Genomic DNA, 14,779 nt, shown 5'->3' with positions numbered 1-14,779 from the left:
GATGCGCAGCTAGCGTTTGACGAAAACCAGATTGCAGGCCCGCGCCTCGTTGCGCTTGCCGGTGCCGCGGGTGCGATCGAACTGCGCATCGACCGTAAAGGCGTAGGGCGAGCCGGGCGCGAGATTGTTCAGCGTGTACGCGCTCGCTCCCGTCGTGCCGCGCGCGCTCAAGGTGGTCTTGCCGTCCGCCGGGATCTGGCCGTCGATCTCGAGCCGGTTGATGTTGTTGCCCGGGCCCTGCGCCTCGGCATGAAGCACGCCGTTCGTGACGGTGGCGACCAGAGGTCTGGTGAAGCCCTGCGCCTTGCCGGTGGCCAAGCAGTTCAACGTCACGTCCCAGCTGCCGTCAAAATCCTTGCTTCCGCCGCTCCGGCCGTTGCCTGACGGCGCGAGCGCCACCTTCTGCTTCAGTCCCTCGATCCGAGCTTTGGCGAGCGTGGCGAAGATGCAATTCGGGAATCTCGCGAGGTGATCCTCGAAAGCGCCCAGCGTGCCGATGCCGTCGGCAGCCTTCCAGTGTGCTTCTGCTGCTGCGCAAGGGTCAGCCCGGGGCGCGGCTTGTGGCGCCGCGGGCGCCACCGTGACCGACACCGGTCCGTTCAGGTAGAACTTGCCGATGATCGACAGCGACAGCTCCGGGAGTTGGGTCTTGCCGCTGGAATCGTAGACGTCGCTGCTGATGTCGCGAAAGACTTCGCCGATCTCCTGCGGCTCCTCGATGTGCTTCAGGAACGCCGTCGTATAGGGGCTGTTGCGGCCGCTGCCATCGGCCGCCGTCTGCCCGGACTGGGTTGAGAACGACACGATCGTGCCGCGCGGTGCTTCGACTTTCGACAGGCCCCGCCCGATCGAGGCGCCGCGCGTCATGCCGGCGGAGCGTTTCAAGGTTTCGGCCAGCGGATTGTCGCGGCAGGAATCGAGGATGAGGATGCGCAGGTTCTTGGCCTGCTGCAGGTCGTTCACGATGTCGTCCACCCGCACGAAGCGCTTCAAATCGGCTTCGTCGCTCAGCACGGCATCGACAGGCATCAGATAGTTCACGCCGTTGTACTGCATCGCATGGCCGCTGTAGTAGAACATGGCGACGTCGGCTTTGCTCGCGGCGCGCGCGAAGCGGATGGTGAGGTCCTGCATGTCAGCCTGGCGCAGGTCGATGCCCTGGAGCACCTCGAAGCCGCTGCGCTTGAGCGAGGCGGCGACGTCTTCGGCATCGTGCGACGGGTTGGGAAGCTGCGCCGTACTGGCATAGGCGCCATTGCCGATCACCAGGGCGACGCGGGTTTCCGCCGATGCCGGCGCAACGGAAAGCCAGCAGGCCAGGAGGGCAAGGCAAAGTCCGGCCGGGCAAAATCTGGAAAGAGCACGCATGAATGCCTTCCAAAGGAAATGTCGAAAAATATCCCTCCAGATTAGCGCATGCCGCGCCGACATCAATGCCCTGCCGGAGCACCGCTCAGATTTCCCGGCCGTGACATCCTGTCACGCCGGGCTCGCCGCCAACGTCTTGCGGACGGCCATTTCGGTCGCAATCGCGTCCCGCACGGCCGGTCGCGCCTGCATGCGCGCGAGATAGGCCGACAACGATGTCCATTGCGCGACGTCGATTCCCGCGGGACGGAGCAACAGCAAAGCCCAGGTGAGATGGGCATCCGCGACGGTGAAGCTGTCGCCGACGAGGAATTCGCGGTCCGTCAGATGCGCGGCAGGCATCGATAATGTCTGCGCTATCCTTGCACGCGGCTTGGCGAGCGAGGCGTCGTCCTTGTACCAGAAGGTTGGAAACAGGAACGCCTTGTGGATCTCGGCCCCGACGAAACTGAGCCATTCCTGGAGCCGATACCGGTCGGGATTTCCGAAGGCGGGAGCAAGGCCCGCCTGCGGCTTTAGGTCGGCGATGTATTGCAGCACCGCGGCGCTTTCGGTCAGCCGTTCGCCATTCTCCAGCACCAGGACCGGCACCGCGCCCTTTGGGGAAACGCCGAGGAAATCGCTGCCGTCGTCCACGACCTGCTTGGTCTGGAGATGGACCGGATGATAGCGGGCCTCGATGCCCGCTTCCATCAGCGCGATGCGGCTCGCAAGCGAGCAGGCCATCGGTGAGAAATAGAGTTGCAGCATCGCCTACGCTCCTTCAGGTCAACGTCTCGGTTTGTGCGATGATCGCAAACCGGTCCGACAATTCGGCCAGGGCGACCTCGTGGATGATCCTTGCGGAGAGCGCTCCGCCGCGGCCGTCGGGAAGATCGCGTGTGGCGCAGGCATCGGCTGCGATCGTCGTGCGCAGGCCGAGGTCGAGCGCGGCGCGGGCGGTCGAGCTGATGCACATATGGGTCATGAAACCGGCCAGCACGATGTTCGTGCGTCCGGTTGCGGCCAGCCGGACTTGCAGGTCGGTGCCGGCAAAAGCGTTCGGCAGCGCTTTTTCGATCACGGCTTCGCTGGCGAGCGGCGCCACGTTCCTGACGATCGCGCCGCGCGCGGCCTCGCGGTCGAACAGGCTGCCGGCACGTCCCTTGTGCGCGATATGGAAGATCGCAGCGCCGCTCGCCCTCGCGCGGGCGAGCAGGCGCGCGGCGGCGGCGATTGCGGGCTCCGCGTCCGGCAAGGCGAGCGGCCCGGCGCAATATTCGTTCTGGATGTCGATTAGCACGAGGCAGGAATCGGCGAGCCTGGGCGGAGTGAGATCGGCGCCGGACAATTCAAGCAAGGTTTTTGGGGCGGTCATGCGGGTCGGGCCTTCCTAAGGCATATCGGAGGCGCCACAGTAGCGCGGCGGCGGCCTGCCAATGTGCAGGACTATTGCAGCATATGGCTGCAAATTTGCAGGAGCCCGTCGGGCCTGCTAGGCTCATCGCCATGAACTGGGACGATCTGCGCATCATCGCCGCGGTCAGGGACGAGGGCACCTATGCCGGCGCCAGCGCGCGGCTGCGCATCGACGAGACCACCGTCGGCCGCAGGCTCGCGCGCATCCAGCGCGATCTCGGCGTGCCGCTGTTCGATGCGGTGGACGGCCAGCGCCGGCCGACGCGGAGTTGCGAGGCGGTGCTGGCGCATGTCGAGGCGATGGCCGCACATGCCGCCGAGATCGGTCGCGTCGGCGAGAGTCTTGCAGGCCCGGTGGGACGCCTGCGTATCGCCTCCACCAACACGGTTGCCGAGGAGGTTCTGTCGCCGCGCGCGAGCGACTTCCTGCGCGCCAATTCCGGCCTGACGCTGCAATTCCTCACCTCGAGCGAGAACGTCAAGTTCTCGCGCTGGGAAGCCGATCTCGCTATCCGGCTGCGCAAGCCCGACAAGGGCGACTTCGCGATCTCCAGGCTCGGTGACGTCAAGCTCTATTATTTTGAGCCTGTCACGACCGAGGGCGAGCCGGTGCTGTGCGCCTATCCGGACGAACTCGGTGCCATTCCCGAGATGCAATTCCTGCGTATGAAGCAAGCCCACGCGCGCTGCGTTACCGACAACGTTCGCGTCATCCGTAACCTGATCCGCGCGCATCAGGCCGCCGGCGTGTTGCCGGAGCATGTCTGCGCGGACTTACTCGGCGATCGCCGCCTGCGCGCCACGCTGCTGCCTGGGCGCCGCGACGTCTGGCTGCTGGTGCAGAACCATCTCAAGCGCGATCCGGCGACGCGGCTCACCATCGAATGGATCCGCCGCTGCTTCAGCGATCTCGCGCGCGGTTGATTGCGACCCGTGAACGCGATCCGCGCGCGGCGCGACCAAGTTATGGGATTGCGTACGCGCGAGGGTTGCGTAATCTCGCGACGACTACGGGCTTGATCAGGGCAGGCGCATGACCACTCTTCAGGAAACCATCCACCCGCAGGCCAAAGCGCGGGAATGGAAGGCGATCGTCATCCTGATCCTCCTGATTCCGGTGCTGTGGTCGCCGCCGTTCCTGTTTCGCATCTTCCTGTTTCAGCCGTTCAACATCCCGTCCGCCTCGATGACGCCGACGCTGGTCGTCGACGACTACGTCTTTGCTGCAAAATATGCCTATGGCTATGGCCGTTATTCGTTTCCCTTCGCGCCGTCGTGGATCTCCGGGCGTTTCCGGGCCACCGATCCCGAGTATGGTGACGTCGTCGTGTTCCGGACGCCAAAGGACACCGCGGTCGACTATGTCAAGCGCGTGGTCGGGCTGCCCGGTGATCGCATCCAGATGCGGCAGGGCCAACTCATCCTCAATGACCGCCCGGTGACGCGCGTCGCTCTGAAGCAGGCATTCGCCGGCTCCACCTGCGGCGTGGATGACGGTGCGAAGGCCAAGCGCTGGCGCGAGACGCTGCCGAACGGCGCGTCCTACGTGACGCAGGACTGTGTCGACAACGGCTACTACGACGACACCGACGTCTACACCGTGCCGCCGGGCCATTTCTTCGTGCTCCGCGACAATCGCGACAACTCGAGTGACAGCCGCGTGATGTCGTCGATCGGATTCGTGCCGATGGACAATCTGGTCGGCAAGGTGAAGCGGATATTCTGGTCGCTCGACCAGCACGGCGAACCGCACATGGAGCGGCTGGGGAAGGTGTGGTGAAGCCCCACTGTCATTCCGGGCTCCGCGCTGCTCCGGGATGGGACCACCGAAGAAAAACAAAACCCCGGCATCGCTGCCGGGGTTTCGCATTTTGTCGTTTGCCGGAATGGCTGGATCAGAAATCCATGCCGCCCATGCCGCCGCCCGGGGGCATCGCCGGACCGGAGCCGCCCTTCTTGGGCAGCTCGGCGACCATGGCTTCCGTGGTGATCAAGAGCGCCGCAACCGAGGCTGCGTTCTGGATCGCGGTACGTACCACCTTGGTCGGGTCGATGATGCCCTTCTTGACGAGGTCAACATATTCGCCGGTCTGGGAGTCGAAGCCGTAGGCGTACGACTTATTCTCGAGGACCTTGCCGACGATCACGGAGCCATCTTCACCGGCGTTGATCGCGATCTGGCGAGCGGGCGCGGAGAGCGCCTTGCGCACGATCTCGACGCCGGTCTTCTGGTCGTCGTTCTTGGTGCGCAGGCCCTTGAGCTGCTCGGAGGCACGGAGCAGGGCGACGCCGCCGCCCGGGACGATGCCTTCCTCGACCGCCGCGCGGGTCGCATGCATCGCGTCATCAACGCGATCCTTACGCTCCTTCACCTCGACCTCGGTCGCGCCGCCGACGCGGATCACCGCGACGCCGCCTGCGAGCTTGGCAAGACGCTCCTGGAGCTTCTCACGGTCGTAGTCCGAGGTGGTTTCCTCGATCTGCGCCTTGATCTGCGACACGCGCGCTTCGATGTCGGCCTTCTTGCCGGCGCCGTTGACGATCGTGGTGTTCTCCTTGTCGATCATCACCTTCTTGGCGCGACCGAGCATGTTGAGCGTGACGTTCTCGAGCTTGATGCCGAGATCTTCCGAGATCGCCTGGCCACCGGTCAGGATCGCGATGTCCTGCAGCATGGCCTTGCGGCGATCGCCGAAGCCCGGAGCCTTGACGGCCGCGACCTTCAGGCCGCCACGGAGACGGTTCACGACCAGGGTGGCAAGCGCTTCGCCTTCGACGTCCTCGGCGACGATGACCAGCGGCTTGCCGGTCTGCACCACGGCCTCGAGCAGCGGCAGCAGCTCGTTCAGCGAGGAGAGCTTCTTCTCGTTGATGAGGATGTAGGCGTCGTCCATCTCAACGCGCATCTTGTCGGCGTTGGTGACGAAGTAGGGCGAGATGTAGCCGCGGTCGAACTGCATGCCCTCGACGACGTCGAGCTCGGTCTCGAGCGACTTGGCTTCCTCGACGGTGATGACACCCTCGTTGCCGACCTTCTTCATGGCGTCGGCGAGGAACTTGCCGATCTCCGCGTCGCCGTTGGCCGAGATGGTGCCGACCTGGGCGATCTCGTCGTTCGAGGTCACCTTCTTGGAGTTCTTGACGAGGTCCGCAACGACGGCTTCGACCGCGAGATCGATACCGCGCTTCAGATCCATCGGGTTCATGCCGGCGGCAACCGACTTGGCGCCTTCGCGCACGATCGCCTGGGCCAGCACGGTCGCGGTGGTGGTGCCGTCGCCGGCCGCGTCAGCGGACTTGGAGGCGACTTCGCGCACCATCTGCGCGCCCATGTTCTCGAACTTGTCCTCGAGCTCGATCTCCTTGGCGACGGTGACGCCGTCCTTGGTGATGCGGGGAGCGCCGAACGACTTGTCGAGCACGACATTGCGGCCCTTCGGACCGAGCGTGACCTTCACCGCGTTGGCGAGAATGTCGACGCCGCGAAGCATCTTGTCGCGCGCATCGACCGAGAATTTGACTTCTTTAGCTGCCATCTGGATTTTTTCCTTAGGTGTTTAACTGGATAAGAGAGGGGCTCTTAGGCCGCCTTCTTCTTGGAAGCGGGGACGTCGAGGACGCCCATGATGTCGCTTTCCTTCATGATCAGCAGGTCGACGTTGTCGATCTTGACCTCGGTGCCGGACCACTTACCGAACAGCACGCGGTCGCCGACCTTCAGGTCGATCGGGATCAGCTTGCCAGCTTCGTCGCGGCCACCCGGGCCGACGGCGACGATCTCGCCCTGCGAGGGCTTTTCCTTCGCCGTGTCGGGAATGATGATGCCGCCAGCGGTCTTCTCTTCTGCGTCGATGCGCTTGACCACGACGCGGTCGTGAAGCGGACGGAAATTCATGCAGTTCTCCTAAGCTTTTGCACGATTTGGGAATTTTGGGTTGTTAGCAGTCTGCGCCGGCGAGTGCCAGCGCAGGCACAACTGAGATAAGGCAGGATTTTGGCGGGAGCAAGGGCTTGTAGCAGAAAAATAGCACTCGGAGGCGCCGCCTGCCAAAATATCTCTTTCCATCGTTAATCGCGCTCGGCGCAGTATTAGCACGGAGCTAGATCTGCTGCTAACGCATTGAATTTCAACAGCTTGTTAAACTTTTGGGCTTGAGATGGATTGTCAGTTTGCGTCACATTTCTCTCATGTGAGCGCGTCAGTAGCGGGTGGCTCTTAAGGCGCACCGGAAAGCCACCCCTTGAATGCGCTCCTGCAAAGGAGGTTGGCATGGGCTTGCGGAGTGGAGCCGTTTCGGACGATTTCCGGAAACAGCTGCTGGGTTACGGAATGACGACGGCGCAGATTCTCTATCGGATGCCGGATCATCCCTCGCTGCTCCAGACTTACGTCTGGCAGGACTACGACATGTTTCCGAAATTTCCGGCGCTGAAGGATTTTCTGGCGTTCTGGCAGGAAAAGCTCGACGGTCCGCTTCACTCGGTGACAGTGGCGCATTCCAAGCTGATCAAGCCGGCCGAGTTGCGCGCGGTGGACGGCGTATTCCGGCTGCATTGAAGGGCGGAGCTGTAGGGTGGGTTAGCGTCAGTGTAACCCCCCATGCTTCAAAGATTGCGCAAGGAAGTGGTGGGTACGTTAGCGCTAACCCACCCTGCGATTTCGCATTCTGTGCTAGCCTCTCCCCATAACAACAGGGGAGGCGCCCATGGCCAAGAAAGCAAAATCGCGCAGCGCATCGCAAGCCGCGGTGAAGAAGCGTAGCGGGGCCAAACCCGCAGCACGATCCACGGCGCGCAAGGCGGTGAAGGCAAAAGCCCCCACGACAACGGCAAAGTCATCCGTCAAGAAACCGGCGCGGCCCAAGCAGCGCATTGCGATCAGCCATCACCGCGAGGAAGACTTCAAAGCCGACGGTCTGCGTACCTACGCGAAATATCGCGACCTCGGCATCGCCGCCGCCAGCCAGGGCCTCGCGCAGGCGCACGTGATCCGGCTGCAAGGCCCCTGCAATCCGGACGAAGTGTCGAAGCTGCACTTTCACGACGTCGAATTCCAGATGGTCTACGTGCTCAAGGGCTGGGTGAAGACCTATATGGACGGAGAGGGCGAGACGCTGATGAAAGAAGGTAGCGCCTGGACCCAGCCGCCGAAGATCAAGCACATGATCCTGGACTATTCGGACGACGTCGAGCTGCTGGAGGTGATCCTGCCGGCGGAGTTCAGGACCGTGGAGTTGAAGGCGTAGGCGAGGCGGAGATCAGCCGCCGTCGTTGCAATAGCGTTTCCACATCGCGCGATAGGCATCGTCCACCGCTTGCACGTATGAGATTGGGTTGCCGGCGGCGGCAGCCCTGATCTGTCCGGGCAGTTCGCTGCGCAACTTATTGCGATTTCGACATAGGCCTCATCGCTGTCCGCGACCCACTCCGGCAGGCCCAGCGCGGTGAGGATGGAGCCGGCAGCACGGCTCGGCAGGCTGTGACCGAGCTTCGCCACCACCGGCACGCCCATCTGCAAGGCTTCCCACGTGCTGACGCCGCCATTCTGCGGGAATGGGTCGAGGCCAATATCGACGCGATTGAACGTTGCCAGATGTTCGTCTCGCGACGTGGCTCCGAGCAGATCGACGCGTTCGGCCGGCAATCGGCAAGCGGCAAACCGCGCCAGCAGATTGTCGCGGACCAGCTGGGCGTCCAGTGCAGTATCCTTGATCAGCAGGCGCGAACCCGGCACCCGCTCGAGAATCCTGGACCAGACTCCCACCGCCTCGTTCGAAATCTTGCTGATGCGGTTGAAGACACCGAATGTGATGAAGCCGTTCGCAAGCGCCGGCGTCGGCGCCCGCGCAATCCCGGCCGGCAGCGGCGCCAGCGTGACAAAGCACGGCAGGTCGACGATGGTCTCCGCAAACAGATGCCGAACCGCGGCAGGAATGGCGACCGGGTCCGAGAATAGATAATCGATCGTTGGCAGCCCGGTGCCGGTACCGTGGCCCCAGCCATGCGCCTGAACAGGTGCCGGTTTGCGCGCAAACACACCGAGGCGGTTTCCGCTGGTGTGGCCGGACAGATCGATCAGGATATCGACGCCATCGGCGCGGATCTGAGCGGCGAGGCGATCGTCGGACCATTGCGAGGCGTCGCGCCAGCGATCGGCGATCCCCTGAAACTCGCGGGTCGTCGCGTCCGTTCTCGGTGAACAGGCGTAGCACACGATCTCGAACTGTGCCCGATCATGGTGCTGCAGGACCGGCTTGAAAATGAACGCCGCTGAATGTGTGTGAAAATCCGACGAGACATAACCCAGCACCAGACGGCGATCCGGATCGCGGCCGTTCTCATGCGGTCCCGCCGCTGCCGAGGCGATCTTCGCGCCGATCTGCTCCCACCATACATGTCGCGCTTGCTGATGCTGCGCAACGCTGGCGTCGGCCATGAAATCGAGGGTGAATATCTTGCTGGAGATCGTGCTCTGATCAGGCTCGATGTCGAGAGCTCTGTCGAAACTGGCGAGGGCTTCGTCGACCCGGCCAAGTGCCGCGAGACATTGGCCGAGCAGGCTGTGGGCCTGAGAGAAGCCGGGATCGGCCGCGAGAGCCTTCTCGCAATCGGACAATGCTTCGGCAACTTGCCGGGTCAGGAGCAAGATACTGGCCCGCCAGAGCCATCCATTCGCGTCGTCGGGTGCGAGGGCGATTGCGCGATTGCAATCCGCCATGGCTTCGTCAAATCGCTGAAGCTCCCGCAATGCAACGGCGCGGGTCGACAGCGCCGAGGCGTAGTCAGGCTTGATCGATAGCGCGCGGTTTAAGCTTGCGATCGCTTCGTCATAGGCGCGCACACGGCAGAGCGCCCAACCCCGGCCGTTATGGGCTTCGGAAAGTCTTCCGTCGATTGCGAGCGCCTTGTCGTAGCTCTCGAGCGCTTCCTGGTAAAGTTCAAGGGCTGCGCTTGCGTTGCCGAGATTGGACAGGGCTAAGGCGTAGTTGGGTCGAAGGGCGAGGGCCTTCCGATAGCTCTCGCGGGCCTCATTGTGACGTTTCAGCCCGTTGAGCGCGACGCCTAGGCTCATATGGGCTTCGGCAGATCGCGGATCCAAGGCCACCGCTCGGCTCAGCAAAACTTCGGCTTGCCGATAGTTTTTGGCTTCAGACTCTAAAGCGCCCAGCAAATGCAGCGCGATGAATTGATTGGGCGCAACCTCCAGGAGTTCGCGAAAGGCCGTCTTGGCCTCCGGGAGAAGTCCCGCCTTGTGGAGCTGGAGGGCGCGCGCGAGCAACGGCCCTAGCTCGGCTTTTTGCCGTTTCTGAAGCCGGGCATTTTGAAATGCCCGCTGGCCTGCGCTGTTGCTCATGAATCAATTCCAGCCGAATCTCCTGAAGAGATTAACATGGAAGGATTATCGCGATTGCGCTGCGCCCCATCGGAGCTGCGAGGGCGCCAGCCTCACACAAGCTTCACGTCAACACCCCCACCACTGCTCCCATCAGACACGTCGTCAGCGTTCCCGACACGATCGACTTCAGCCCGAGCGCGTTGATTTCCTCGCGCCGTTCCGGCGCCATCACGCCGAGACCGCCGATCATGATGCCGAGGCTGGCGAAATTGGCGAAGCCGCACATCGCATAGAGCATGATCAGGCGCGAGCGCGGATCGAGCGTGCCGGGCGGCAGCTTCGAGAAGTCGACATAGGCGATCAGCTCGTTCAGCACGGTTTTCGTGCCCATCAGGCTGCCGGCGGTGATCGCCTGGTCCCACGGCAATCCCATGAGCCAGCACACCGGCGCCATCACGAGGCCGAGCAGGCGCTGCAACGAGATCGCAGCGCCGCCGACATCAGGCAGCAGGCCGAGGATCGCATTGACGAGATAGACCAGCGCCACCAGCACCAGCAGCATGGCGACGATGTTGATCAGCAGCTCGATCCCCGCGCCCGTCCCTTTCACGATCGCGTCCATCGTGCTGGAGACCTCCATCTCGGGAGCCTCCAGCGCGCCGCCGGTGCGCTTGTCGGATGTCTCCGGCACCATGATGAGGCTGACCAGGATCGCGGCCGGGGCACCCAGCACCGAGGCGATGACGAAATGGGCGGCTGCGTCGGGAATGAGGGGAGCAAGGAGCGTCGCATACAGCACCAGCACCGTGCCGGCGATGCCGGCCATGCCGCCGGTCATCACCAGGAACAACTCGCTGCGGGTCATTTGCGCGAGATAAGGCCGCACGAACAGCGGCGCCTCGACCATGCCGAGAAAGATGTTGGCGGCGGTCGAGAGTCCGACCGCGCCGCCGACGCCGAGCGTCCGCTCCAGCAGCCAGGCCATGCCGCGCACGACCGGCGGCAGCACGCGCCAATAGAACAAGAGCGTCGTCAGCACGCTCATGACCAGCACGATCGGCAGCGCCTGGAACGCCAGGACGAAATCGGCACCCGGTGCTTTCAGGTCGAAGGGCAGGGGACCGCCGCCGACATAGCCGAACACGAAGGAGGAGCCGGCGCGCGAGGCCGCCGAGATCGCGCCCACCGCGTCGTTGATGGCACCGAACGCGCGCGCGACGACGGGCACCTTCAGGAGAACGATCGCGGTGACGAAGGTGGCGACGAGGCCGATCGCCGCCTGGCGCAGCGAGGCCGCGCGGCGATTCTCGCTCAGGACCAAGGCGATCAACAGCAATGCGAAAACGCCGAGTGCCGATTGCAGCCGCAGCATGATGTCCCCAAACCCCGATGATTATGGCCACCCCTGCGTTGCAAACGCAATGCCGGGAGATTGTCGAAGCGTCCCGCTGTTGACAAGCAGGTCCGCGTCAGCCACGCGGAGCACGTCGACATCAGGAGCCGGATAGCCCGAGCGTGACCGAAGAGGCGATGCCAGACCAGCCCATATCGGGAAACCCGCCGGTCAGTGCCCGCGCGCTCCTCTCCCATCGCGCCTTTCTGTTCTTTCTGCTCTCGCGCAGCCTGTCGCGTTTCTCCAGCCAGATTGCGGCGGTCGCGATCGGCTGGCAGATTTACGATCTCACCGGCTCGGCCTTCGATCTCGGCATGGTCGGCCTCGTGCAATTCCTGCCCACGGCGCTGCTGGTGTTCATCGCCGGCCATGCCGCCGACCGCTACGAGCGCAAGCGCGTGGTCCAGCTCTGCCAACTCGTGGAAGCAGCGACCGCGCTCTATCTCGGCGTCATCACCTATCTCGGCTTGGTCAGCGAAGTTCAGATTTTCGTGGCCACCTTCGTGCTCGGCATTGCCGGCGCGTTCGAGAGCCCGACCACCGCGGCGCTGCTGCCGGCGATCGCGCCGCAGGGCTCGCTCCAGCGCGCCACCGCCGTCTCCAGCGGTGCGGCGCAGGTCGCGACCATTACCGGTCCGGCGCTAGGCGGTTTTGCCTACGCGGTTGCGCCGCATCTCGCCTACGCGGTGATGGTGCTGTTCTGGATCTTCGGGATGATCCTGACCGGCTTCATCCGCCCGCGCCCGCAGGCGATCGCCAAGGACATGGCGGGCGCCGACAATATCTTCGCCGGCGTCCGCTTCATCCGCGGCAATCCCGCGATCCTCGGCACTATCTCGCTCGATCTGTTCGCGGTCCTGTTCGGCGGCGTCACCGCGCTTCTGCCGATCTATGCCCGAGATATCCTCCAGACCGGTCCGATGGGGCTCGGGATCCTGCGCGCCGCGCCCGCGGTCGGCGCGCTGCTGATGACCATGGTGCTGGCCCGTCACGCCATTTCGCGGCATGTGGGCCTGCGCATGTTTCAGGCAGTGATCGTGTTCGGCGTCGCAACGATCGTGTTCGCGCTGTCGTCCTGGATGTGGCTCTCGGTGCTCGCGCTCGCCGTTCTCGGCGCGGCCGATACGATCAGCGTCGTGATCCGCTTCTCGCTGGTGCAGCTCGCGACGCCCGACGAGATGCGTGGCCGGGTCGGTGCGGTGAACTTCCTCTTCATCAACGCCTCGAACCAACTCGGCCAGTTCGAGAGCGGGGTGGCCGCCGCACTGTTCGGCGCCATGCCGGCAGCCGTGCTGGGCGGCGTCTGCACGGTCGCGGTGGCGCTGTTGTGGATGCAGCTGTTCCCGAGCCTGCGGCAGGTGGAGAGGCTGGAGTAGGAGAAGGTCTCGTGTCCCGGACGCGGTGCAGCGCGCAAGCGGTGCGCCGCTGAGCCGGGACCCATGTTGTCGCAAGCAACGTCGGAGAGTGATGGGCCTCGGCTCAGCAGCGCGTCATTTCATGCCGCGCAGCACCCGGGGCACGTGATTAGCAGTCCGGATTGCTTCGTTTTGCTCGCAATGACGACTGCGGAAATACCGTAGATGAATCAATAGGGCGCCTACTGTGCATGGGGTTGTTTTCGCGTTTTTTGATTCAGCCCCGTCCCACGAACGGCATCTTGGTTGCCATGACGGTCATGGTCAGCACGTTGGCATCGAGGGGCAGGCCGGCCATGTAGGCGACGGCATCGCCGACCGCCTTCGCATCCATGCGCGGCTCCTGCTTCGACGTGCCGTCGGGCTGCAGCACGCCGGGGCCGTTGACCATGCGGTCGGTCATGGGCGTTGCGGCGTTGCCGATGTCGACCTGGCCGACCGCGATGTCGTACATGCGGCCGTCGAGGTTGGAGGCCTTGGTGAGGCCGGTGATGGCGTGCTTGGTCGAGGTATAGGCCGCCGAGAACGGCCGCGGCGCATGCGCCGAGATCGAGCCGTTGTTGATGATGCGGCCGCCGCGCGGGCTCTGGTCCTTCATGATGCGGAAGGCGTGCTGGGTGCACAGGAACGGGCCGGTGAGATTGGTGTTCACCACCGCCTGCCACTGCTCGAGGCTGAGATCCTCGAAATTCACCGGCGGGGCGCCCATGCCGGCATTGTTGAAGAGCACGTCGAGCCGGCCATAGGTGGCCTTCACCTTGTCGAACAGTGCCGCAATCGAGTCCGGCTTGGTCATGTCGGCGGTGACGCAGAGGCTTTTTCCCGCGGGACCGAGTTTGGCCGTCTCCTCGAGCATGTCAGGCCGGCGCCCGACCAGCACCACAGTGAAGCCTATGTTCATCAGCGCCAGCGAAGCCGCGCGCCCGACTCCAGTGCCGGCGCCCGTCACCACTGCGATCTTTTTCGCTTCACTCATCGTTTCCTGCCTTTTCTCTTGATCTGTCAGGTTTTGGATTCTTTTTCGTTCTTGTAGGGCGGCCGCGGAATGTTCTGATGTGCAGCGCGCAAGGCCGCCGACCAGCGCGAGCGCAAATCGTGGAAATAGGGCTCGCCCGCCTCGATGCGGTGGTTGAGGTCGGCCTCGCAGGCGTCGGCACGCACCACCAGCACGTCGATTGGCAGGCCGACGCCGAGATTCGAGCGCATGGTCGAATCCATCGAGATCAGCCCGGTCTTCAGCGCCTCGTAGAGTTCGACGTCGTAATGCATGGCGCGGTCGAGCACCGGCTTGCCGTATTTGTGCTCGCCGATCTGCAGATAGGGTGTGTCGGTGGTGCATTCGATGAAATTGCCGGCGGTGTAGACCATGAACAGGCGCATGCGCGCGCCGTTGATCTGGCCCCCGAACAGGAAGGACACGTCGAACGATACGTCCTCAGACCTCAGTGCGGGGCCCTCGGTCGCGTGCACGGCCCGGATCGCCCGGCCAATGCGCTGGGCGGCCTGGAACATGGTCGGCGCGTTCATCAGCGTCTCGATCTCACCGGTGTCGGGGTCTTCGAGGCCCTCGGTCAGCGTCGAGAGCACCGACTGGCTGATGGCGAGGTTGCCGGCGCTGGCAATCGCCATGATGCGGTCGCCGGGCTTGGAGAAGATGTGGAGCTTGCGGAAGGTCGAGACGTTGTCGAGGCCGGCATTGGTGCGGGTGTCGGCGATCATCACCAGACCGTCCCGAACCAGAATTCCGCAACAATAGGTCATTTCCTGTCCCCGAACGCGTTTGCGCGGATTACTAGCCAATTTCAAGGGCCGCTCCAACCCCCGATTGCCGCGGGGCGGCAGGGTGGAAACCGACCGTGGGTGAGGGGC

At 63.8% G+C, this 14,779-nt stretch carries 14 protein-coding genes; 5 read left to right on the top strand and 9 right to left on the bottom strand.

Annotated elements, in window-relative coordinates; genetic code table 11:
- Window positions 1-9: 9 nt before the first annotated feature.
- The 3 genes from ACFQX9_RS15215 to ACFQX9_RS15205 all read right to left on the bottom strand — a co-directional run bounded on the left by ACFQX9_RS15215 (window position 10) and on the right by ACFQX9_RS15205 (window position 2,725).
- Window positions 10-1,368 carry a caspase family protein gene (locus ACFQX9_RS15215; RefSeq protein ID WP_204511619.1) on the bottom strand — a complete coding sequence of 453 codons (1,359 nt, stop codon included), beginning with the start codon at window positions 1,366-1,368 and terminating at the stop codon, window positions 10-12.
- 111 nt (window positions 1,369-1,479) lie between these two features.
- Window positions 1,480-2,118, bottom strand: a complete 639-nt coding sequence (locus tag ACFQX9_RS15210; RefSeq protein WP_247491235.1) for a glutathione binding-like protein — start codon at window positions 2,116-2,118, stop codon at window positions 1,480-1,482.
- Window positions 2,119-2,131: 13 nt separating this feature from the next.
- Window positions 2,132-2,725, bottom strand: a complete 594-nt coding sequence (locus tag ACFQX9_RS15205; protein ID WP_204511618.1) for a cysteine hydrolase family protein — start codon at window positions 2,723-2,725, stop codon at window positions 2,132-2,134.
- A 131-nt stretch (window positions 2,726-2,856) separates the two neighbouring features.
- Between ACFQX9_RS15205 and ACFQX9_RS15200 the strand changes: the two genes are divergently transcribed.
- Both ACFQX9_RS15200 and lepB read left to right on the top strand, forming a co-directional pair.
- Complete coding sequence (locus tag ACFQX9_RS15200) at window positions 2,857-3,690, top strand: LysR family transcriptional regulator (RefSeq protein ID WP_018455621.1); 834 nt, start codon at window positions 2,857-2,859, stop codon at window positions 3,688-3,690.
- A 109-nt stretch (window positions 3,691-3,799) separates the two neighbouring features.
- On the top strand, window positions 3,800-4,546 hold the full coding sequence (gene lepB / locus ACFQX9_RS15195) for a signal peptidase I (protein ID WP_377789199.1): 747 nt from the start codon (window positions 3,800-3,802) through the stop codon (window positions 4,544-4,546).
- A 115-nt stretch (window positions 4,547-4,661) separates the two neighbouring features.
- Here the strand turns inward: lepB and groL are convergent, their stop codons facing one another.
- Window positions 4,662-6,302 (bottom strand): chaperonin GroEL, encoded by a 1,641-nt coding sequence (gene groL, locus ACFQX9_RS15190; protein WP_085351091.1) that lies wholly within the window; start codon window positions 6,300-6,302, stop codon window positions 4,662-4,664.
- 44 nt (window positions 6,303-6,346) lie between these two features.
- Window positions 6,347-6,661 carry a co-chaperone GroES gene (locus tag ACFQX9_RS15185; protein ID WP_007611913.1) on the bottom strand — a complete coding sequence of 105 codons (315 nt, stop codon included), beginning with the start codon at window positions 6,659-6,661 and terminating at the stop codon, window positions 6,347-6,349.
- 375 nt (window positions 6,662-7,036) lie between these two features.
- On the opposite strand from ACFQX9_RS15185, the gene ACFQX9_RS15180 reads away from it, so the two are divergent.
- A complete protein-coding gene (locus tag ACFQX9_RS15180; protein WP_007611911.1) occupies window positions 7,037-7,324 on the top strand; it encodes an usg protein in 288 nt (95 codons plus the stop codon).
- A gap of 148 nt (window positions 7,325-7,472) precedes the next feature.
- Window positions 7,473-8,012 carry a cupin domain-containing protein gene (locus tag ACFQX9_RS15175; RefSeq protein WP_247371583.1) on the top strand — a complete coding sequence of 180 codons (540 nt, stop codon included), beginning with the start codon at window positions 7,473-7,475 and terminating at the stop codon, window positions 8,010-8,012.
- Here ACFQX9_RS15175 and ACFQX9_RS15170 read toward each other — a convergent pair.
- Window positions 7,940-10,120: a tetratricopeptide repeat protein gene (locus ACFQX9_RS15170; RefSeq protein WP_377789195.1), complete on the bottom strand. Its 2,181-nt coding sequence runs from the start codon at window positions 10,118-10,120 to the stop codon at window positions 7,940-7,942. The two genes, ACFQX9_RS15175 and ACFQX9_RS15170, sit on opposite strands and share 73 nt — an antisense overlap.
- Window positions 10,121-10,223: 103 nt before the next feature.
- Entirely contained in the window at window positions 10,224-11,474 is a 1,251-nt protein-coding gene (locus tag ACFQX9_RS15165; RefSeq protein ID WP_085361711.1) for a NupC/NupG family nucleoside CNT transporter, read from the bottom strand.
- Window positions 11,475-11,632: 158 nt separating this feature from the next.
- Between ACFQX9_RS15165 and ACFQX9_RS15160 the strand changes: the two genes are divergently transcribed.
- A complete protein-coding gene (locus ACFQX9_RS15160; protein ID WP_247474203.1) occupies window positions 11,633-12,871 on the top strand; it encodes an MFS transporter in 1,239 nt (412 codons plus the stop codon).
- Window positions 12,872-13,127: 256 nt separating this feature from the next.
- Here ACFQX9_RS15160 and ACFQX9_RS15155 read toward each other — a convergent pair whose 3' ends face one another.
- On the bottom strand, window positions 13,128-13,886 hold the full coding sequence (locus tag ACFQX9_RS15155; protein ID WP_085361712.1) for an SDR family oxidoreductase: 759 nt from the start codon (window positions 13,884-13,886) through the stop codon (window positions 13,128-13,130).
- Window positions 13,887-13,912: 26 nt separating this feature from the next.
- The gene (locus ACFQX9_RS15150; RefSeq protein WP_026232918.1) at window positions 13,913-14,671 is read right to left on the bottom strand and encodes a proteasome-type protease; all 759 of its coding nucleotides are present in this window, start codon (window positions 14,669-14,671) and stop codon (window positions 13,913-13,915) included.
- Window positions 14,672-14,779 lie beyond the last annotated feature (108 nt).

Origin of the sequence: Bradyrhizobium sp. GCM10028915 (assembly GCF_042666195.1) — a bacterium.
Lineage (GTDB): Bacteria > Pseudomonadota > Alphaproteobacteria > Rhizobiales > Xanthobacteraceae > Bradyrhizobium > Bradyrhizobium canariense_D.
This window is presented reverse-complemented; position numbering and strand designations above follow the sequence as displayed.